Here is an 18,827-nt window from a genome sequence, read left to right on the forward strand (position 1 = left end):
GGTTACGGCGCCGGGTTCGGGTGATCCTTGTGGATCGCCTCGATGCCGGCCAGCACCTCATTCGACAGTTTCAGCTCGAGACTGGCGATGTTGCTGTCCAGTTGCTCGAGGGTGGTCGCGCCGATGATGTTGCTGGTGACGAACGGCTGCTGGGTGACGAACGCCAGGGCCATTTGCGCCGGGTCCAGGCCGTGTTCGCGGGCCAGGGCGACATAACGGCTGCAGGCTGCTTCCGACTGTGGGTTGAAGTAGCGGCTGAAGCGGCTGTAGAGGCTCAGGCGGCCTTTGGCCGGGCGCGCGCCGCCTTCGTATTTGCCGGAAAGGAAACCGAACGCCAGGGGCGAGTAGGCCAGCAACCCACATTGTTCGCGAATGGCGATTTCCGCCAGGCCCACTTCGAAGCTGCGGTTGAGCAGGTTGTAGGGGTTCTGGATCGATACTGCCCGTGGCCAGCCGCGGCTCTCGGCCAGGGCCAGGAACCTCATGGTGCCCCAGGGCGTTTCGTTGGACAGGCCGATGTGGCGGATCTTGCCCGCCTTGACCTGTTCGTCCAGGGCTTCGAGGGTTTCTTCCAGTGGGGTGAAGTCTTCTTCCTTGTGCCTGTAGCCCAGTTGGCCGAAGAAGTTGGTGCTGCGCTCCGGCCAATGCAATTGGTAGAGGTCGATCCAGTCGGTCTGCAGGCGCTTGAGGCTGGCGTCCACGGCCTGGACTATGTGCGTGCGGTTGTGTTTGAGCTGCTTGTCGCGGATGTAGTCGATGGTGTTGCCGGGGCCGGCGATCTTGCTGGCGAGGATCCAGTCGGCGCGATCGCCGCGAGCCTTGAACCAGTTACCGATGTAGCGCTCGGTGGTGGCGTAGGTTTCGGCCTTTGGCGGCACCGGGTACATCTCGGCGGTGTCGATGAAGTTGATCCCCGCAGCCTTGGCCCGTTCGATCTGGGCGAAGGCCTCGGACTCGCTGTTTTGCTCGCCCCAGGTCATGGTTCCCAGGCAGATTGCACTCACGTTCAGGTCGGTCCGGCCTAGCTGGCGATAGTCCATCGGGTGCTCCTTCGGCAAAACAATCATAAAAGCAGGTTGAATTTTTTTTCGCAATCTGCATAATTCCGCAGCTCTTTCTGCAGTGGAAGTGATGCGCCGCCTGCCGAAGAATCTTGCCGTATAACGGACGCGCTGACCCGAGCCCCCGATAGCGTCTGTATCCGGCTGCCTTTGACTTGTCAAAGTACGCACTATTCAGTAAGATCCGCCGTCTAATTTACAGGGCGGCCCCTGAGGCTATAAAGAATGAAAACTTTTACTGCTAAACCGGAAACAGTTAAGCGCGACTGGTTTGTCGTCGACGCTGCTGGTCAGACCCTGGGTCGTCTGGCCACCGAAATCGCGAGCCGTCTGCGTGGCAAGCACAAGCCTGAGTACACCCCTCACGTCGACACCGGTGACTACATCGTCGTGATCAACGCTGAGCAAGTACGTGTTACTGGCGCTAAAACCACTGACAAAATGTACTACTCCCACTCCGGTTTCCCGGGCGGCATCAAGTCGATCAACTTTGAAAAGCTGATCGCCAAGGCCCCTGAGCGCGTGATCGAGACCGCGGTAAAAGGCATGCTGCCTAAGAACCCGCTGGGTCGCGACATGTACCGTAAGCTGAAAGTCTATGCGGGCGCTGCACACCCTCATACTGCTCAGCAGCCCCAAGAACTGAAGATTTAACGGAATAGTTCATTATGTCGGCGACTCAAAATTACGGCACTGGCCGTCGCAAGACTGCAACCGCACGCGTTTTCCTGCGTCCGGGCACTGGCAACATCTCCATCAACAACCGCTCCCTGGATAACTTCTTCGGCCGCGAAACTGCCCGCATGGTAGTTCGTCAGCCGCTGGAACTGACCGAGACCGTCGAGAAGTTCGACATCTACGTCACCGTTATCGGCGGTGGTGTGAGTGGCCAAGCTGGCGCAATCCGCCACGGCATCACTCGCGCTCTGATGGATTACGACGAAACTCTGCGCAGCGCTCTGCGTAAAGCCGGTTTCGTAACCCGTGACGCACGTGAAGTTGAACGTAAGAAAGTTGGTCTGCGTAAAGCGCGTAAGCGTCCGCAGTACTCGAAGCGTTAATTCGCTTTCGCGTTCAAAAAACGCCCAGTCTCCTCGCGGAGCTGGGCGTTTTTTTATGGGCGATTATTTTGCGCTGTGACAACTTGCCACATCCGCAGAGCCCCTATACTACAGGGCTTGGGGCAGGGCCAAGTTGGTAATTACCTTGTCAGAGTAGGGGCTTTTCATTACCATTCGGCAAAATTTTTATAAGTTCAGATTTTTACTTAGTAGATGCCTGATTTAACAGGCCACAAAGCTGATGGGAGAGGACTGAATGAGCAATGACGGCGTGAATGCAGGCCGGCGTCGCTTCCTTGTAGCAGCCACATCCGTGGTGGGTGCTGCAGGAGCGGTGGGGGCTGCGGTCCCGTTCGTGGGGTCATGGTTTCCCAGTGCCAAGGCGAAAGCCGCAGGGGCACCGGTGAAAGTGAATATCAGCAAGATCGACCCAGGTCAGCAGATGATTGCTGAGTGGCGTGGTCAACCGGTATTCATCGTCCGCCGTACACAGGAAATCCTGGGGAATCTCAAAAAGATCGAGGGGCAACTTTCCGACCCCGACTCCAAGAACTCTGTTCAACCAACCTACGTCGACCCGGAAGTGCGTTCGATCAAGCCAGAGATTCTGCTGCTGATCGGTATCTGCACCCACCTGGGTTGCTCGCCGACATTCCGCCCTGAAGTGGCGCCTGCGGATCTGGGCAAGGATTGGGTAGGTGGCTATTTCTGCCCTTGCCACGGTTCCCACTACGATCTGGCTGGCCGCGTCTACAAGTCGCAACCTGCGCCTTTGAACCTGCCAGTACCCCCGCATTCCTATGAGTCGGACGACCTTATTGTCATCGGCGTCGATACGGAGAAAGCGTGATGAGCAAGTTCATGGATTGGGTTGATGCGCGCTTCCCCGCAACCAAGATGTGGGAAGACCATCTCAGCAAGTATTACGCCCCGAAGAACTTCAACTTCTTCTATTTCTTTGGTTCCCTGGCTCTGCTGGTTCTGGTCAACCAGATCGTCACCGGTGTCTGGTTGACCATGAGCTACACCCCATCGGCTGAAGAGGCTTTCGCTTCCGTCGAATACATCATGCGCGACGTCGAGTACGGCTCGATCCTGCGTCTGCTGCACTCCACCGGCGCCTCGGCGTTCTTCATCGTGGTCTATCTGCACATGTTCCGTGGCCTGCTCTACGGTTCCTACCAGAAGCCGCGTGAACTGGTGTGGCTGTTCGGCATGCTGATCTACCTGGCGCTGATGGCCGAAGCCTTCATGGGCTACCTGCTGCCTTGGGGGCAAATGTCCTACTGGGGCGCCCAGGTGATCATCTCGCTGTTTGGTGCGATCCCGGTCATCGGTAACGATCTGACCCAGTGGATCCGTGGTGACTACCTGATTTCCGGTATTACCCTGAACCGCTTCTTCGCCTTGCACGTAGTGGCCCTGCCGATCGTGATTCTCGGTCTGGTGGTGCTGCACATCCTGGCGCTGCACGAAGTGGGTTCGAACAACCCGGATGGCGTGGACATCAAGAAGCACAAGGATGAAAACGGCGTACCGCTGGATGGCATCGCCTTCCACCCGTACTACACCGTGAAAGATATCGTCGGTGTGGTGGTGTTCCTGTTCATCTTCTGTTCGATCGTGTTCTTCTTCCCGGAAATGGGTGGTTATTTCCTCGAGAAGCCGAACTTCGAACAAGCCAACCCGTTCAAGACGCCTGAGCATATTGCCCCGGTTTGGTACTTCACCCCGTTCTACGCGATTCTGCGCGCGGTTCCGGACAAGCTGCTGGGTGTGATTGCGATGGGCGCGGCGATCGCTGTGCTGTTCGTGCTGCCATGGCTTGACCGCAGCCCGGTCAAATCCATGCGCTACAAGGGCTGGCTGAGCAAGATCTGGCTGGTGGTGTTCTGCATCTCGTTCGTGATCCTGGGGATCCTGGGCGTTCTGGCACCGACTCCGGGTCGTACGCTGCTGTCGCAGGTATGTACCTTCCTGTACTTCGCCTACTTCATTCTGATGCCGTTCTACACCAGGCTCGAGAAGACCAAACCGGTTCCGGAAAGGGTGACTGGCTGATGAAAAAGCTATTTGCTGTACTGATTCTTGCTGCTATGCCTGTACTGTCCTTCGCGGCCGAACACGGTGGTCCCGAGCTGGAAAAAGTCGACATCGACGTCTCCGACAAGGTCGCCATGCAGGATGGTGCGCGAACATTCGCCAACTATTGCATGGGCTGTCACAGCGCCAAGTTCCAGCGCTATGAGCGGGTTGCCGACGATCTGGGGATTCCTCACGATCTGATGATGAGCAAGCTGGTGTTCACCGGTGCCAAAATCGGTGATCACATGAACATCGGCATGCAGCCGGCTGACGCCAAGACCTGGTTCGGTGCGGCTCCGCCCGACCTGACCCTGGTGGCTCGTGTGCGTGGTACCGACTGGCTCTATGGCTACCTGCGCTCCTTCTACGAAGACCCTGCGCGCCCATGGGGCGTGAACAACAAGGTCTTCCCTAACGTGGGCATGCCTAACGTTCTGGTCGGCCTGCAAGGCCGTCAGGTTGTTGGTTGCAAGCAGGTGCAGATCGTCGAGGACGGCAAGAAGCAATACGATCCACTGACCGGCACCGCCTTGACCCATGAAGCCTGCGACCAGCTGACCGTGCTGCCAAAAACCGGCACGCTCAACGAGGAGCAGTTCGACGAGAAGGTCAAGAATCTGGTGACCTTCCTGGCCTACTCGGCCAACCCGGTCAAGCTGGAGCATCAACGTATCGGCACCTATGTGTTACTGTATCTGGCCTTCTTCTTCGTGTTCGCCTATCTGCTCAAGCGCGAATACTGGAAAGACGTTCATTGATAAAGCTGTAATTCATTGCTGTTAATCGTGCGCGCCCAAGGGCGTCTCTGAAGGTGTAACGAGTCTGGATCATCCAGGCGTTACGGGAGGCGCCCTCTGGGCGCGCTCGTTTTTCTGCTTCCGATAATTTCAACAAGCGAGGAGGACCGCCATGGGCGTGACCAATCGGTTGGCCTGTTACTCCGACCCCGCCGACCACTATTCCCACCGAGTACGTATCGTGCTCGCAGAGAAGGGTGTCAGCGCCGAGATCATCAGTGTGGAGGCGGGGCGTCAGCCGCCGAAGCTGATCGAAGTGAACCCTTACGGCAGTCTGCCCACCCTGGTCGATCGTGACCTGGCGTTGTGGGAGTCGACCGTGGTGATGGAATATCTGGATGAGCGTTACCCGCACCCGCCACTACTGCCGGTTTACCCTGTGGCGCGTGCCAATAGCCGTCTGCTGATCCATCGGATCCAGCGTGACTGGTGTGGGCTGGTGGACCTGATCCTGGATTCCCGGACCAAGGAAGCGGCCCGTGCTCAGGCTCGTAAAGAGCTGCGCGAGAGCCTGACCGGCGTTTCGCCGCTGTTCGCGGAGAAGCCGTTTTTCCTCAGTGAGGAACAAAGTCTGGTGGATTGCTGCCTATTACCAATACTCTGGAGATTGCCGATTCTGGGTATTGAATTGCCACGGCAAGCCAAGCCGTTGCTTGATTACATGGAGCGCCAGTTCGCCCGTGAGACGTTCCAGGCGAGTCTGTCTGGCGTCGAACGCGACATGCGCTAAGGCTTAAGGAGCCGCTATGAACTCCAGTCGACCTTATCTGGTCCGCGCGCTCTACGAGTGGATTGTGGACAACGATTGCACCCCGCATATGCTGGTCAACTCCGAATACCCGGCAGTGCAGGTGCCTCAGGGTTTTGCCAGTGACGGACAGATCGTCCTGAATATTTCGCCGAGTGCCGTGCGTCATCTGCACATGGATAACGAGGTGGTGACTTTCGAGGGGCGCTTCGGTGGCGTTCCGCATAGTCTGTATGTCCCTGTGCCAGCGATCCTGGGCATTTACGCCCGGGAGAATGGTCAGGGTATGGTGTTCGATCTGGAGTCGCCCGTGGATGACGAGGACGATGAAATCGAGCCGGATGATGATATTCCACCACCGGATAACGAGCCGCCGCGTCCAAGCGGTCGACCCAGTCTGAAGGTTGTGAAGTAATAAAAAAGGCGATCCATCCGGATCGCCTTTTTTGTGCCCGTGCCTTTCGCCTACATCAGTCGATGTATTCGAAGAGTTTGACGATTTTCTGCACGCCGGAAACGCCCTGTACCAGATTGGTCGCCTGGGTGGCTTCCTGTTGGGTCAGCAGGCCCAGCAGATAGACGATGCCGTTTTCCGTCACGACCTTGATGCGCGAGCCTGGAATGCTGGCGTCGGTCAGCATCTGGGTCTTGATCTTGGTGGTCAGCCAGGCATCGTTCTGCCGGGCCAGCAGGGAAGAGGGCGGCAGAACCTGCAGTTCGTTATGGACCTTCTTCACTCGTTGCACGGCGCTGGCGGCCTGCTCGGCGAGTGTCTTGAGGTCGGCGCGCGGGGTCTGGCCAGCGAGCAGGACGATGCCGTTGAAGCTGGTCACCACGATGTGCGAATTGTGGTCCAGGTCCGGACTGGCCTTGGCGACGTTCACTTCGACTTTGGTCTGGATCAGCGAGTCATCGATCTTGCTGCCGAAGGTGCGGGTGCCGCGGTCGTCTTCGATCGGGCTTTCGCGGGTGGCGGTAATCACCGAGCTGCAACCGCTGATGCTCAAGGCTAGGGTCAGGGCCAGTAGGCCAAGGCGATTAGGGGTCATTCTTCACTCCCGAACAGTTGGCTGTCGATCAAGTCGCAGAGGCAGTGGATCGCCAGCAGGTGGACTTCCTGGATACGTGCAGTGACATTGGCCGGTACGCGAATCTCGACATCTTCCGGCAATAGCAGGGATGCCATGCCGCCGCCATCGCGACCGGTCAATGCTACGACAATCATTTCGCGATCATGTGCGGCCTGGATCGCTTGAATAATGTTCGCCGAGTTGCCGCTGGTGGAAATCGCCAGCAGAACATCGCCGGGCTGGCCCAGGGCGCGAATCTGCTTGGAAAAGACTTCGTTGTAGCTGTAGTCGTTGGCGATCGAGGTGATCGTCGAGCTATCGGTAGTCAGCGCAATGGCTGGCAGGCTCGGGCGCTCACGCTCGAAACGGTTGAGCAGCTCGGAAGAAAAGTGCTGGGCATCGCCGGCCGAGCCGCCGTTGCCGCAGGAAAGCATTTTCCCTTCGTTGAGCAGGGCGTTGACCATGACCTGGCTGGCTTGCTCGATGTGCGGTGCAAGTACGTCCATCGCCTGCTGCTTGGTGTCGATACTGGCCTGAAAAAGCTGGCGAATTCGGGATTGCATGTCCATCTGTGTGACCTTAAGTGGCGCGGCTTTCTGGCACGTGAATGTGCTGCCCGCAAAGCAAAGAGCAAAAATGTTGAGTGAAAATGTCCGGCTCGGCCCGAGAGCGTCGATCAGCTGTCAAAGGCATTCCGTAGCCAGTTCAAATGAGTTGTCGTGCCTGGGGCGCCGTCTATGGCGACCACATCGAAGCGGCAAGGGTAGCTGGACCAGCGCGACTCGCGCTGCAGGAAAAGCTGTGCGGCGAGTATCAGTTTTTGACGCTTGCGTGCGTCGATACTGCCCAGTGCGCCACCCCATTGCGTGTGTTGTCTGTAGCGGACTTCGACGAATACTACTGTATCGCCGTCAAGCATGACCAGATCAAGCTCGCCGCGTTTGCACAACCAATTCCGCGCCAGCAGGCGCAGTCCCTGTTGTTCAAGATGCCGGAGCGCTTGGGCTTCGGCATCCTGACCGCTTTGCTGGCGTGATCCTTGTGGCATTAACGCTGGGTGTCTGGCAGGCGAGTGACCTGGCCGCTGACGAACTCGGCCCACGGCAACTGGCGTTGAACGCGCTGGCTCGGACTCATGGTCAGGCTGCCCGACAGGCCTTCGATGCGACTGTCCGGCAGTGCCTTGAGTTGCCCCAGGCGTGGCGCCAGGCGATAAGCGTCGGCGCCCATCGCATACAGTCGGCCCAGGCTGCCGCCGGCTTGTGGCCACTGCGCGGCTACCTGGCGGCGCAGCGGGTCATTGGCGTCCAGCAGCCAAGGCGTTTCGCAGAAACGTATGCCGTTCATGTCGTTGTACTGGTTCTGGTCGCCGCTGGCGCTGAAGACATGGGAGGTGGCATAGACAGGTACGTCACCGGCGTACTGAAAGTTCAGGGTCGGCTTGATCTGTTGTGCCTGTTGCGGAGTGGACGCGAGGAAAATGAACTCGATGTCCTGGCGACGCGAAGGTTGCGCGGCCACCTGAGTGCCGGCGGCGTTCTGCAGGCTCTTGGCGCGGGCTTCGCTCTGGCGCAGTTGGAACAGGTCGGCAATCTGCTGGGCCAGGGCTACCGGCTGATCGACGCGTTCGATACCGACCACGCTACCGCCGTTGCTTTCCCAGTCCTGACGGAAAGCCTTGAGCACACGATCGCCCCATTCGCCGCGTGGCACCAGGACAGCGGCGCGGTGCAGGCCGTCGGCGCGGGCGCGGCGGGAGACTTCGCGAGCTTCGTCTTCGGCGGCCAGGCCGAACTGGAACAGTTGCGCCGGGCCTTGCTCGCCTTCGCTGTAGTTCAGCGCCAGGGTGGTGATAGGCAGTTGCGGGCGTGCAGCGAGCTGCTTGACCAGCGGTTTTTCCAGGGGGCCGACGACCAGTTGCACGCCATCTGCCTGGGCCTTGCGATAGAAGTCATCCAGCGAAGTCAGGCGCGAGCTGTCGTAGAACTCGATGCTGGGTGGTTTCTGCCCGGCTTGCTGGGCTTGATAGTGCGCGGCCATGAAGCCGTCGCGCAGGGCCTTGGAGACCGCGGCCAACGGGCCGTCTTGCGGCAACAGCAGGGCGATCTTGGACAGCGGCTGGCTGGCCAGTTCCTTGAGTTTGGTCAGTGGCAGCGGCAGTTGAATGGCGGCCGGATGCTTGGGGTTCTGTGCACGCCAGTTGTCGATGGCGGCCTGCTGCTGTTCCAGGGTACCGGCGGTCTTCACCGCCAGCGCCAGGCTCATCCAGCCGCCCAGGTCATCGTTGCTGACGGCTTGCAGTTGATCGTTCGGCAAGCTGGCAATCAATGCCCAGATGGCTTCATGGTTCTTGCTCGCGGCGTCGTCCTTGAGCAGTGGCGCAATGAAAATGCGTTCCCGAGCTGCGGCAAGGGCTTGGCCGTCAGCCTCGAGCGCACGAGCGTGGACAGTGCCGGTGCGGATCTGCTGGTTTTCCGGCAGTTCGCTCAGGCGTTGCAGGCTTGGGTGGCTCAGGGCAGTCAAGGCGGCCTTTGGCTGGTTGCGAGTCATGGCCAGTTCGGCGGCCAGGGTGCTGGCGAAAACCTGCTGACCGGGCTTGAGCTGCTCCATCGGCACTTGTTGCAGAATTTGCGCGGCCTGGCCGGCGTTGCCTTGGCGGTAGGCCAGGTCGGCAGCGCTCAAGCGCAGCAGGGCTGCCTTGTCGGGTGTTTTGCTGTTGGCGGCCTGTTCGAGCAGTTGCTCGATGCTGGCATCCGGGGTCCGTGGAAGTTCGCCAAGGCTGGAGGAGGGCGAGCTGGCGCAAGCTGCCAGGAGGGCAGCAAGGCATAAGGCAGAGAACAGCCGCAGGCAAGCGATCATGTAAGTGTTCCTGATACTCGATCAAATTAGCGTGGAATTGTACCCAAGCACTGGCCGGGGCGCGATGTTACTGGCAATAAACCCTCTATTTTAGGTCGTGCAAATGTTGCAGTGCTTTAGAACGGCTGGCGTTGTCACGGGCGCAAGGTGCCTGTGACGCGCATTCCGAAGGCTTCTACGCGCTACAATGTGGCTTTTACCGATCAAGAGGTGTGCGCTTTGACTGCTCCAGGTCCTTTGAATTCCGCTGCTGGCTCGCTTTATGTGGTGGCGACGCCCATCGGCAACCTGGACGACATCAGTGCCCGGGCCTTGAAGATCTTGCGTGAGGTGGCGTTGATCGCCGCCGAGGACACGCGTCACTCGCAGCGCTTGATGCAGCACTTCGGGATTTCCACACCGCTGGCCGCCTGTCATGAACATAACGAACGGGATGAAGGCAGCCGTTTTCTCACTCGTCTGTTGGCGGGAGACAGCGTTGCGCTGATTTCCGATGCGGGCACGCCGTTGATCTCCGATCCGGGTTACCACCTGGTGCGTCAGGCGCGAGCGGCGGGTATCAATGTCGTTCCTGTTCCTGGGGCTTGTGCTCTGATTGCTGCCTTGTCGGCGGCGGGGCTGCCTTCCGATCGTTTTATCTTCGAGGGCTTTTTGCCGGCCAAGGCGGTAGGGCGGCGCGGGCGTCTTGAGCTATTAAAGGAAGAGCCGCGCACGCTGATTTTCTATGAGGCGCCGCACCGCATCCTCGAGTGCCTGCAGGATATGGAGTTGGTGTTCGGTGGCGAGCGCCCGGCATTGCTGGCCCGGGAGCTGACCAAGACCTTTGAAACCCTCAAGGGGCTGCCGCTTTCGGAGTTGCGGGCTTTCGTCGAGGCGGACAGCAATCAGCAGCGCGGCGAATGCGTGGTGCTGGTGGCGGGATGGTCGGCGCCGGAAAGCGACGAGGCTGTGAGCGGTGAGGCGATGCGGGTTCTCGATCTGCTGCTCAAGGAGATGCCGCTCAAGCGGGCCGCGGCATTGGCGGCGGAAATTACCGGCGTGCGCAAGAATGTTCTCTATCAGGTGGCGCTGGATAAACAGAAAGGCGAGTAAACGCGATCGACGGAATGGCAAAAGGCTTTTATCACTTGTTCTTCCGCCGCTCTGCCGTTAACCTGCGCGGCGGAGAGTCGATTGGACAGTCGCTGCCCTCTATGAAAATTAGAGGGGGGAGGAAAGTCCGGGCTCCATAGGGCGGAGTGCCAGGTAATGCCTGGGAGGCGTGAGCCTACGGAAAGTGCCACAGAAAATAACCGCCTAAGCACTTCGGTGCCGGTAAGGGTGAAAAGGTGCGGTAAGAGCGCACCGCACGTCTGGCAACAGTTCGTGGCTAGGTAAACCCCACTCGGAGCAAGACCAAATAGGGTTCCAAGGCGTGGCCCGCGCTGGAACCGGGTAGGTTGCTAAAGATGTCCAGCGATGGCCATCGTAGAGGAATGACTGTCCTCGACAGAACCCGGCTTACAGATCGACTCTCCACCTTTTCCCTCCCTGCTTGAATCAATAGCAGAAGCGCTTTTGTAATACCGAAAAGATCTTACTCTTAACAAATTACTTTAACTTCGCGATACAGCTTCTTGAGCTGATTGAAGTTATTGCGCCAAATCCCTCGCCAAATTCCCGTTACCCCTCCTTTTAGTCTCCTAAATCTCCGTTCTATAAGGCTTTTCCGTCGCTCCGTGCCTTGACGGTGTGGTGGGCGCATTCCTATAGTGTGCGCAAGTGGCGGAAAGTGGCATGAAGTGGGTTTTTTGAGCGTAAAACGCTAAAATTTGGAGAAACGCTGACGTGTTTCGCGGAGCTAACGCTATCAGTCTCGACGCAAAGGGCCGTCTCGCCATGCCGAGCCGGTACCGTGACGAGCTCGTTTCGCGTAGTTCTGGGCAACTTATCGTCACTATTGATGCCGTTGATCCGTGTTTGTGTGTCTACCCCCTCGATGAGTGGGAAATTATTGAAACCAAGCTGCGCGCGCTGCCTTCGCTACGGGAAGAAAACCGTCGCTTGCAGCGTTTGCTGATTGGTAATGCCGTCGACCTCGAACTCGATGGCAGTGGTCGTTTTCTGGTTCCGCCGCGTCTGCGCGAATACGCCAAATTGGATAAGCGCGCGATGTTGGTAGGCCAACTGAACAAGTTCCAACTGTGGGACGAGGATGCCTGGAATGCTGTTTCCGCAGCGGACCTGGCAGCTATTCAACAACCGGGCGCCATGCCTGATGAACTGCGTGATTTGATCCTGTGACTATTGATAGCGGCTTTAACCACATCACCGTACTGCTTGACGAAGCCGTCGAGGCTCTCGCCGTACGTCCTGATGGCTGCTATCTGGATGGCACCTTCGGTCGCGGCGGTCATAGTCGTCTGATCCTCAGCAAGCTCGGGCCGGATGGCCGGCTGCTCGGATTCGACAAAGATCCTCAAGCGATTGCCACAGGGCAAGCGCTAGCGGCCGAAGACGGCCGCTTTGTCGTTGTGCAGCGCAGCTTTGCCGAGCTGGGTTCGGAAGTGGCCGAGCGCGGCCTGGATGGCAAGGTCAGCGGCGTGTTGCTTGACCTGGGCGTATCTTCGCCGCAGCTCGACGATCCTGAGCGCGGCTTCAGTTTTCTCAATGATGGTCCTCTGGACATGCGCATGGACCCGTCCCGCGGCATCAGCGCGGCGGAGTTCGTCAACACCGCGCCGGTGGAAGAAATCGCCCGTGTGTTCAAGGAATACGGCGAAGAGCGTTTCTCCGGGCGCATGGCTCGCGCCGTGGCTGAGCGCCGCGACATCAAGCCGTTCGAGCGCACCGCCGACCTGGCGGAAGTCTTGAAAGTCGCCAACCCGGCGTGGGAAAAGGGCAAGAACCCGGCTACCCGCGCATTCCAGGGTTTGCGCATTCACGTCAACAACGAGCTGGGCGATCTCGAGGCCGGCCTCGAAGCGGCGCTGGAATCTCTCGAAGTGGGCGGTCGCCTGGTGGTGATCAGCTTCCATTCCCTGGAAGATCGCATCGTCAAATTGTTCATGCGCAAGCTGGTGAAGGGCGAGGCGGACAACCTGCCTCGCAATCTGCCGGTGCGCCACGTGGCTTTCGAGCCGAAAATCAAAATCCATGGCAAAGCGCAGACGGCCTCCGATGCCGAGCTCAAAGCCAACCCGCGTGCCCGTAGTGCTGTCATGCGCGTAGCGGAGAAGCTGCGGTGAGCAAGCTCTTCGCCAAGCCACTTCCAGGCGGAAGCTTTTTCATGCTTCTGCTGTTCATCGGCGTTCTTGTGTCCGCGATTGCGGTGTCCTACAGCGCCCACTGGAACCGCCAGCTGCTCAACGCGCTGTACGGCGAGTTGAGTGTGCGCGACAAGGCGCAGGCGGAGTGGGGCCGGCTGATTCTCGAGCAAAGCACCTGGACCGCCCATAGCCGGATCGAAGTGCTGGCCACCGAACAACTGAAAATGCGTATTCCCGGCGCGGCAGAAGTGCAGATGGTGGCGCCATGATGAAGCTTGAAGGCGCACTCTTTCCCTGGCGGTTCCGCTTGGTGCTGGCTTTGCTCGGCATCATGGTGGCGGCGATCGCCTGGCGCATCATCGACCTGCAGGTGGTCGATCGCGACTTCCTCAAGGGACAGGGTGATGCGCGCAGCGTCCGGCATATTCCGATCCCGGCTCACCGTGGCCTGATCACCGACCGTAACGGCGAGCCGCTGGCCGTCAGTACGCCGGTGACCACCCTGTGGGCCAACGCCAAGGAAATGCAGCTGGCCAAGGACAAGTGGCCGGCACTGGCTGCTGCCTTGGGGCAAGACCCCAAAGCACTGGCCGAGCGCCTTGAAGCTCAAGCCAATAAAGAGTTCATCTACCTGGTGCGCGGCCTGACGCCCGAGCAGGGCCAGCAGGTTCTCGATCTCAAGGTGCCGGGGGTTTATGGCATCGAAGAGTTCCGGCGTTTCTACCCGGCCGGCGAAGTGACCGCGCACATGGTCGGTTTTACCGACATCGACGACCGCGGCCGCGAGGGGGTCGAACTGGCCTATGACGAGTGGCTGGCCGGGGTCCCCGGCAAGCGTCAGGTCATCAAGGATCGGCGCGGCAGACTGATCAAGGATGTCCAGGTCACCAAAAACGCCAAGGCCGGCAAGCCCTTGGCGTTGTCGATTGACCTGCGCCTGCAATACCTGGCCAACCGCGAACTGCGCAATGCCATCGTCGAGAACGGCGCCAAGGCCGGCAGCCTGGTCATCATGGACGTGAAGACCGGCGAGATCCTGGCCATGGTCAACCAGCCGACCTACAACCCGAACAACCGTCGCAACCTGCAACCGGCGATGATGCGTAACCGCGCCATGATCGACGTGTTCGAGCCGGGTTCGACCATGAAAGCCATCTCCATGAGCGCGGCGCTGGAAACCGGCCGCTGGAAACCGAGCGACACCGTCGAGGTGTATCCGGGCACGCTGCAGATCGGCAAATACACCATTCGCGACGTATCCAAGACCGAAGGCGCGGTGCTCGACCTGACCGGGATTCTGATCAATTCCAGTAACGTCGGCATGAGCAAGATCGCCTTCGACATCGGCGGCGAAGCCATCTTCCGTCTGGCCCAGAAAATCGGCCTCGGCCAGGACACCGGCCTCGGCTTCCCGGGCGAGCGTGTCGGCAACCTGCCGAATTACCGTGAGTGGCGCAAGGCCGAGACGGCCACGCTGTCGTACGGCTACGGTATCTCGGTGACGGCGATCCAGTTGGTTCACGCCTTCTCGGCGCTGGCCAACAACGGTCGCATCGCTCCGCTGACTCTGATCAAAACCGACAGGACCCCGGAAACCACCCAGGTGATTCCGGAAAAGGTCGCCAAGACCATGCAAGGCATGTTGCAGCAGGTGATCGAGGCGCCGCGCGGCGTGTTCCGTGCCCAGGTGCCGGCTTATCACGTAGCCGGCAAGAGTGGTACCGCGCGCAAGACTTCGGTGGGCACCAAGGGTTATGCCGAGAACTCCTACCGCTCGCTGTTCGCCGGTTTCGGCCCGATGAGCGATCCGCGCTACGCCATCGTCGTGGTGATCGACGAGCCGAGCAAGGCCGGTTACTTCGGTGGTCTGGTATCGGCGCCGGTGTTCAGCAAAGTGATGTCCGGCACCCTGCGACTGATGAATATCTCGCCGGACAACCTGCCACCTACCCAACAAGCCAATGCAGCACCAGCTAAAGGAGGGCGCGGCTGATGTCTCTTAGCCTGAACAAGATTTTCGCCCACGCTGGTCGTGATCTGCTGATTCGCGAACTGACCCTGGACAGCCGCAATGTGCGCGCCGGCGATCTGTTTCTCGCGGTTCCTGGCGGCAAGTTCGATGGCCGTGCGCACATCGCCGATGCCTTGCAGCGCGGTGCGGCCGCCGTGGCTTATGAAGTTGAAGGCGCGACCGTCCTGCCGATTACCGACGTACCGCTGATTCCGGTCAAAGGCCTGGCGGCACAGTTATCGGATATCGCCGGGCGTTTTTACGGCGATCCGAGCCGCAACCTCAACCTGATTGGCGTGACCGGTACCAACGGCAAGACCAGCGTGACCCAGTTGGTGGCGCAAGCGCTCGACCTGCTGGGCCAGCACTGCGGCATTGTCGGCACCCTCGGCAGCGGTTTTTATGGCGCGCTGCAAAGCGGCATGCACACCACGCCGAACCCGATTGCCGTGCAGGCCACCCTGGCCGACCTGAAAAAGGCCGGCGCCAAGGCCGTGGCGATGGAAGTGTCGTCCCATGGTCTCGACCAGGGGCGGGTCAGTGCCCTGGCTTTCGACGTGGCGGTGCTGACCAACCTGTCTCGCGACCATCTGGATTATCACGGCACCATGGAAGCCTACGGCTCCACCAAGGCCAAGCTGTTCGGCTGGACCGACCTGAGTTGCCGGGTCATCAACCTCGACGATGAGTTCGGTCGGCTGTTGGCCAGTGACGAGCAGGATTCGCGGCTGATTACCTACAGCCTCGAGGATCCGCGGGCCTATCTGTACTGCCGCGAAGCACAATTCGACGACGAAGGCGTGCGTGCGACCCTGGTGACTCCGCAGGGCGAACATCATCTGCGCAGCACCTTGCTCGGCCGTTTCAACCTGAGCAACGTGCTGGCCGCAGTCGGCGCCTTGCTTGGCCTGGATTACGCCCTCGACGAAATCCTCCACGTGTTGCCGAAACTGGAAGGTCCGGCCGGTCGCATGCAGCGCCTGGGCGGCGGTTCGCAACCGCTGGTGGTGGTCGATTACGCCCACACCCCGGATGCCCTGGAAAAAGTATTGCTGGCCCTGCGTCCCCACGCCAAGGGCCGTTTGCTGTGCCTGTTCGGCTGCGGCGGCGATCGCGATCGCGGCAAGCGTCCGCTGATGGCGGAAGTGGTCGAGCGCCTGGCCGACGGCGTGCTGGTTACCGACGACAACCCGCGTACGGAAGATCCAGCGCAGATTTTCGACGACATTCGTGCCGGTTTCAGCGCCGTGGACAAGGTCGACTTCGTTTCCGGTCGCGGCCTGGCCATCGCCCAACTGGTCGCCGGCGCTTCGGCGGATGACGTCATTGTCCTGGCCGGTAAAGGCCATGAGGACTATCAAGAAATCAACGGCGTACGTCTCGACTTCTCCGACCTGGTGGAAGCCGATCGGGCGCTGACCGCGTGGGAGGTGGCCCATGCTTAAGGCCCTGAAACTCAGTGAACTGAGCGGACCTCTGGCGGGGCGCCTGCTGGCTGGCGATTGCAGCTTCGATGGCGTGAGCATCGACAGCCGGGCGATCAAGCCGGGGCAACTCTTTATTGCCCTGGCCGGCCCGCGTTTCGACGGGCACGACTACCTGAATGAAGTCGCCGCCAAAGGCGCCATTGGTGCCCTGGTCGAGCGCGAAGTGCCAGACAGCACGCTGCCGCAATTGCTGGTCAGCGATACCCGGCAGGCGCTCGGCCAACTGGGAGCCTTGAACCGCGCGGCTTTCACCAAACCTGTTGCGGCGATTACCGGCTCCAGCGGCAAGACCACGGTCAAGGAAATGCTGGCCAGCATCCTGCGTACGCGCGGGCCGGTGCTCGCCACGCGCGGCAATCTGAACAACGACCTGGGCGCGCCCTTGACCTTGCTGGAACTGGCCCCGGAGCACACCGCGGCCGTGATCGAGCTGGGGGCTTCGCGCATCGGCGAAATTGCCTACACCGTGGCGCTGACCAAGCCGCATGTAGCCATCATCAATAACGCCGGTACCGCCCATGTTGGCGAGTTTGGCGGGCCGGAAAAAATCGTCGAGGCCAAGGGCGAAATTCTTGAAGGGCTGGATGTTTCCGGTATCGCCGTGCTCAATCTCGACGACAAGGCTTTCCCGATCTGGAAAGCCCGCGCCGCCGGCCGTCAGGTGCTGAGCTTTGCCCTGACCAACAATGCCGCCGACTTTTACGCCTCGGATATCCAGCGCGATGCCCGCGGCTGCCCGAACTTCACCCTGCACACTGGCAACGGCTCCGAGCGGATCCAGTTGAACCTGCTGGGCACCCATAACGTGGCCAATGCCCTGGCCGCCGCCGCTGCCGCTCATGCCCTGGGCGTGTCGCTGTTCGGCATCGCCACCGGGCTCAACGCGGTGCAGCCGGTCAAGGGCCGCACCGTCGCCCAGTTGGCGAAAAACGGCATGCGGGTCATCGACGACACCTACAACGCGAACCCCACGTCAATGTGCGCGGCCGTTGATATACTCGCCGGCTTTTCCGGCCGCACCGTCCTGGTGCTCGGAGATATCGGCGAGTTGGGCGATTGGGCGGAGCAGGGGCACCGCGAAGTGGGTGCTTATGCTGCCGGCAAGGTGTCGGCGCTCTATGCCGTGGGTCCGCTGATGGCCCATGCGGTCGCCGCCTTCGGTGAGCACGCCCGACACTTCGCCAGCCAGGCCGAGCTGATCGCAGCCCTGGGCGCCGAGCAAGATACAAACACCACTATTTTGATCAAGGGATCGCGCAGCGCGGTGATGGAAAACATCGTCGCGGCTTTGTGTGGTTCCAGCACGGAGAAACATTGATGCTGCTGCTGCTAGCGGAGTACCTGCAACAGTTCTACAAAGGCTTCGCGGTCTTTCAGTACCTGACCCTGCGCGGGATTCTCGGGGTACTGACTGCGCTGGTGCTGTCCTTGTGGCTGGGGCCGTGGATGATCCGCACTTTGCAGACCCGCCAGATCGGCCAGGCCGTGCGTAACGACGGTCCGCAATCGCACCTCTCCAAGTCGGGCACCCCGACCATGGGCGGCGCGCTGATCCTTTCGGCAATCGGTATCAGCACCCTGCTGTGGGCCGACCTGAGCAACCGTTATGTGTGGGTGGTGTTGCTGGTCACCCTGCTGTTCGGGGCCATCGGCTGGGTCGATGACTATCGCAAGGTGATCGAGAAGAACTCCCGTGGCCTGCCTAGCCGCTGGAAGTACTTCTGGCAGTCGGTATTTGGCCTGGGCGCGGCGATCTTCCTGTATGTCACCGCACAGACCCCGGTCGAAACCACCTTGCTGATCCCCATGCTCAAGGACGTCAGCATTCCGCTGGGCATCGGCTTTGTGGTCCTGACCTATTTCGTGATCGTCGGCTCCAGCAACGCGGTCAACCTGACCGATGGCCTCGACGGCCTGGCGATCATGCCGACCGTGATGGTGGGCGGTGCCCTGGGCATCTTCTGCTACCTGTCGGGTAACGTGAAATTCGCTGAATACCTGCTGATTCCCTATGTCCCGGGCGCGGGTGAGCTGATCGTGTTCTGCGGCGCGCTGATCGGCGCCGGGCTAGGCTTCCTGTGGTTCAACACCTATCCGGCACAGGTCTTCATGGGCGACGTCGGTGCGCTGGCGCTGGGCGCGGCCCTGGGCACCATCGCGGTGATCGTTCGCCAGGAAATCGTCCTGTTCATCATGGGCGGCGTGTTCGTGATGGAAACCCTGTCGGTGGTCATTCAGGTGGCCTCCTTCAAATTGACCGGTCGTCGTGTATTCCGCATGGCGCCGATTCACCACCACTTTGAACTCAAGGGCTGGCCCGAGCCGCGTGTGATCGTCCGTTTCTGGATCATCACCGTGATTCTCGTCCTGATCGGCCTTGCCACCCTGAAGCTGAGGTAG

At 60.1% G+C, this 18,827-nt stretch carries 20 protein-coding genes and 1 other RNA gene; 16 read left to right on the plus strand and 5 right to left on the minus strand.

The window, feature by feature from the left end:
• Positions 1-2: 2 nt before the first annotated feature.
• Positions 3-1,040 (minus strand): NADP(H)-dependent aldo-keto reductase, encoded by a 1,038-nt coding sequence (locus ACTJKT_RS10935; RefSeq protein ID WP_440787101.1) that lies wholly within the window; start codon positions 1,038-1,040, stop codon positions 3-5.
• A gap of 246 nt (positions 1,041-1,286) precedes the next feature.
• Between ACTJKT_RS10935 and rplM the strand changes: the two genes are divergently transcribed.
• From rplM to ACTJKT_RS10970, 7 genes are all read left to right on the plus strand, one after another.
• Positions 1,287-1,715 (plus strand): 50S ribosomal protein L13, encoded by a 429-nt coding sequence (gene rplM, locus ACTJKT_RS10940; RefSeq protein ID WP_007928449.1) that lies wholly within the window; start codon positions 1,287-1,289, stop codon positions 1,713-1,715.
• A gap of 14 nt (positions 1,716-1,729) precedes the next feature.
• On the plus strand, positions 1,730-2,122 hold the full coding sequence (gene rpsI / locus ACTJKT_RS10945) for a 30S ribosomal protein S9 (protein ID WP_003228056.1): 393 nt from the start codon (positions 1,730-1,732) through the stop codon (positions 2,120-2,122).
• A 256-nt stretch (positions 2,123-2,378) separates the two neighbouring features.
• Positions 2,379-2,972, plus strand: a complete 594-nt coding sequence (petA, locus tag ACTJKT_RS10950) for a ubiquinol-cytochrome c reductase iron-sulfur subunit (RefSeq protein WP_007928454.1) — start codon at positions 2,379-2,381, stop codon at positions 2,970-2,972.
• Positions 2,972-4,183 (plus strand): cytochrome b, encoded by a 1,212-nt coding sequence (locus ACTJKT_RS10955; protein ID WP_007928456.1) that lies wholly within the window; start codon positions 2,972-2,974, stop codon positions 4,181-4,183. The genes petA and ACTJKT_RS10955 overlap by 1 nt, the downstream gene beginning before the upstream one ends.
• On the plus strand, positions 4,183-4,965 hold the full coding sequence (locus ACTJKT_RS10960) for a cytochrome c1 (protein WP_440787102.1): 783 nt from the start codon (positions 4,183-4,185) through the stop codon (positions 4,963-4,965). Before ACTJKT_RS10955 ends, ACTJKT_RS10960 begins: the two co-directional genes overlap by 1 nt.
• A 151-nt stretch (positions 4,966-5,116) precedes the next feature.
• Positions 5,117-5,734 (plus strand): glutathione S-transferase N-terminal domain-containing protein, encoded by a 618-nt coding sequence (locus tag ACTJKT_RS10965; RefSeq protein WP_007928460.1) that lies wholly within the window; start codon positions 5,117-5,119, stop codon positions 5,732-5,734.
• Positions 5,735-5,750: 16 nt separating this feature from the next.
• Positions 5,751-6,167 (plus strand): ClpXP protease specificity-enhancing factor, encoded by a 417-nt coding sequence (locus ACTJKT_RS10970; protein ID WP_007928461.1) that lies wholly within the window; start codon positions 5,751-5,753, stop codon positions 6,165-6,167.
• Between the two features lie 55 nt (positions 6,168-6,222).
• Here ACTJKT_RS10970 and ACTJKT_RS10975 read toward each other — a convergent pair whose 3' ends face one another.
• The 4 genes from ACTJKT_RS10975 to ACTJKT_RS10990 all read right to left on the minus strand — a co-directional run bounded on the left by ACTJKT_RS10975 (position 6,223) and on the right by ACTJKT_RS10990 (position 9,681).
• Positions 6,223-6,801, minus strand: a complete 579-nt coding sequence (locus tag ACTJKT_RS10975) for a BON domain-containing protein (protein ID WP_007928462.1) — start codon at positions 6,799-6,801, stop codon at positions 6,223-6,225.
• Positions 6,798-7,391, minus strand: a complete 594-nt coding sequence (locus ACTJKT_RS10980) for a phosphoheptose isomerase (protein ID WP_007928463.1) — start codon at positions 7,389-7,391, stop codon at positions 6,798-6,800. The genes ACTJKT_RS10975 and ACTJKT_RS10980 overlap by 4 nt, the downstream gene beginning before the upstream one ends.
• 107 nt (positions 7,392-7,498) lie before the next feature.
• The gene (locus tag ACTJKT_RS10985; protein ID WP_440787103.1) at positions 7,499-7,870 is read right to left on the minus strand and encodes a YraN family protein; all 372 of its coding nucleotides are present in this window, start codon (positions 7,868-7,870) and stop codon (positions 7,499-7,501) included.
• Entirely contained in the window at positions 7,870-9,681 is a 1,812-nt protein-coding gene (locus ACTJKT_RS10990) for a penicillin-binding protein activator (protein WP_440787104.1), read from the minus strand. The genes ACTJKT_RS10985 and ACTJKT_RS10990 overlap by 1 nt, the downstream gene beginning before the upstream one ends.
• 237 nt (positions 9,682-9,918) lie before the next feature.
• On the opposite strand from ACTJKT_RS10990, the gene rsmI reads away from it, so the two are divergent.
• The 9 genes from rsmI to mraY all read left to right on the plus strand — a co-directional run bounded on the left by rsmI (position 9,919) and on the right by mraY (position 18,827).
• Complete coding sequence (rsmI, locus tag ACTJKT_RS10995; RefSeq protein ID WP_180925912.1) at positions 9,919-10,773, plus strand: 16S rRNA (cytidine(1402)-2'-O)-methyltransferase; 855 nt, start codon at positions 9,919-9,921, stop codon at positions 10,771-10,773.
• 73 nt (positions 10,774-10,846) lie between these two features.
• An RNA gene (rnpB, locus tag ACTJKT_RS11000) (RNase P RNA component class A) lies at positions 10,847-11,200 on the plus strand.
• Between the two features lie 308 nt (positions 11,201-11,508).
• The gene (gene mraZ, locus ACTJKT_RS11005; RefSeq protein ID WP_003205355.1) at positions 11,509-11,964 is read left to right on the plus strand and encodes a division/cell wall cluster transcriptional repressor MraZ; all 456 of its coding nucleotides are present in this window, start codon (positions 11,509-11,511) and stop codon (positions 11,962-11,964) included.
• The gene (rsmH, locus tag ACTJKT_RS11010; RefSeq protein WP_009050722.1) at positions 11,961-12,908 is read left to right on the plus strand and encodes a 16S rRNA (cytosine(1402)-N(4))-methyltransferase RsmH; all 948 of its coding nucleotides are present in this window, start codon (positions 11,961-11,963) and stop codon (positions 12,906-12,908) included. Before mraZ ends, rsmH begins: the two co-directional genes overlap by 4 nt.
• Complete coding sequence (ftsL, locus tag ACTJKT_RS11015; protein WP_440787105.1) at positions 12,905-13,198, plus strand: cell division protein FtsL; 294 nt, start codon at positions 12,905-12,907, stop codon at positions 13,196-13,198. Before rsmH ends, ftsL begins: the two co-directional genes overlap by 4 nt.
• A complete protein-coding gene (locus ACTJKT_RS11020; protein WP_440787231.1) occupies positions 13,198-14,922 on the plus strand; it encodes a peptidoglycan D,D-transpeptidase FtsI family protein in 1,725 nt (574 codons plus the stop codon). The genes ftsL and ACTJKT_RS11020 overlap by 1 nt, the downstream gene beginning before the upstream one ends.
• Positions 14,922-16,385, plus strand: coding sequence for a UDP-N-acetylmuramoyl-L-alanyl-D-glutamate--2,6-diaminopimelate ligase (locus tag ACTJKT_RS11025; RefSeq protein ID WP_440787106.1), 1,464 nt, complete (start codon positions 14,922-14,924; stop codon positions 16,383-16,385). The genes ACTJKT_RS11020 and ACTJKT_RS11025 overlap by 1 nt, the downstream gene beginning before the upstream one ends.
• A complete protein-coding gene (locus tag ACTJKT_RS11030; RefSeq protein WP_440787107.1) occupies positions 16,378-17,745 on the plus strand; it encodes a UDP-N-acetylmuramoyl-tripeptide--D-alanyl-D-alanine ligase in 1,368 nt (455 codons plus the stop codon). The genes ACTJKT_RS11025 and ACTJKT_RS11030 overlap by 8 nt, the downstream gene beginning before the upstream one ends.
• Positions 17,745-18,827 (plus strand): phospho-N-acetylmuramoyl-pentapeptide-transferase, encoded by a 1,083-nt coding sequence (gene mraY / locus ACTJKT_RS11035; protein ID WP_007928475.1) that lies wholly within the window; start codon positions 17,745-17,747, stop codon positions 18,825-18,827. The genes ACTJKT_RS11030 and mraY overlap by 1 nt, the downstream gene beginning before the upstream one ends.

Source organism: Pseudomonas sp. 22526, assembly GCF_052044735.1.
GTDB classification, from domain to species: Bacteria; Pseudomonadota; Gammaproteobacteria; order Pseudomonadales; family Pseudomonadaceae; genus Aquipseudomonas; species Aquipseudomonas piscium.

Excerpts from the sequence above, each read along its gene's own strand:
- ACTJKT_RS10935 (WP_440787101.1), bottom strand. The coding sequence starts at position 1,040 with ATGGACTATCGCCAGCTAGGCCGGACCGACCTGAACGTGAGTGCAATC.
- rplM (WP_007928449.1), top strand. The coding sequence starts at position 1,287 with ATGAAAACTTTTACTGCTAAACCGGAAACAGTTAAGCGCGACTGGTTT.
- rpsI (WP_003228056.1), top strand. The coding sequence starts at position 1,730 with ATGTCGGCGACTCAAAATTACGGCACTGGCCGTCGCAAGACTGCAACC.
- petA (WP_007928454.1), top strand. The coding sequence starts at position 2,379 with ATGAGCAATGACGGCGTGAATGCAGGCCGGCGTCGCTTCCTTGTAGCA.
- ACTJKT_RS10955 (WP_007928456.1), top strand. The coding sequence starts at position 2,972 with ATGAGCAAGTTCATGGATTGGGTTGATGCGCGCTTCCCCGCAACCAAG.
- ACTJKT_RS10960 (WP_440787102.1), top strand. The coding sequence starts at position 4,183 with ATGAAAAAGCTATTTGCTGTACTGATTCTTGCTGCTATGCCTGTACTG.
- ACTJKT_RS10965 (WP_007928460.1), top strand. The coding sequence starts at position 5,117 with ATGGGCGTGACCAATCGGTTGGCCTGTTACTCCGACCCCGCCGACCAC.
- ACTJKT_RS10970 (WP_007928461.1), top strand. The coding sequence starts at position 5,751 with ATGAACTCCAGTCGACCTTATCTGGTCCGCGCGCTCTACGAGTGGATT.
- ACTJKT_RS10975 (WP_007928462.1), bottom strand. The coding sequence starts at position 6,801 with ATGACCCCTAATCGCCTTGGCCTACTGGCCCTGACCCTAGCCTTGAGC.
- ACTJKT_RS10980 (WP_007928463.1), bottom strand. The coding sequence starts at position 7,391 with ATGGACATGCAATCCCGAATTCGCCAGCTTTTTCAGGCCAGTATCGAC.
- ACTJKT_RS10985 (WP_440787103.1), bottom strand. The coding sequence starts at position 7,870 with ATGCCACAAGGATCACGCCAGCAAAGCGGTCAGGATGCCGAAGCCCAA.
- ACTJKT_RS10990 (WP_440787104.1), bottom strand. The coding sequence starts at position 9,681 with ATGATCGCTTGCCTGCGGCTGTTCTCTGCCTTATGCCTTGCTGCCCTC.
- ACTJKT_RS11020 (WP_440787231.1), top strand. The coding sequence starts at position 13,198 with ATGAAGCTTGAAGGCGCACTCTTTCCCTGGCGGTTCCGCTTGGTGCTG.
- ACTJKT_RS11025 (WP_440787106.1), top strand. The coding sequence starts at position 14,922 with ATGTCTCTTAGCCTGAACAAGATTTTCGCCCACGCTGGTCGTGATCTG.
- ACTJKT_RS11030 (WP_440787107.1), top strand. The coding sequence starts at position 16,378 with ATGCTTAAGGCCCTGAAACTCAGTGAACTGAGCGGACCTCTGGCGGGG.
- mraY (WP_007928475.1), top strand. The coding sequence starts at position 17,745 with ATGCTGCTGCTGCTAGCGGAGTACCTGCAACAGTTCTACAAAGGCTTC.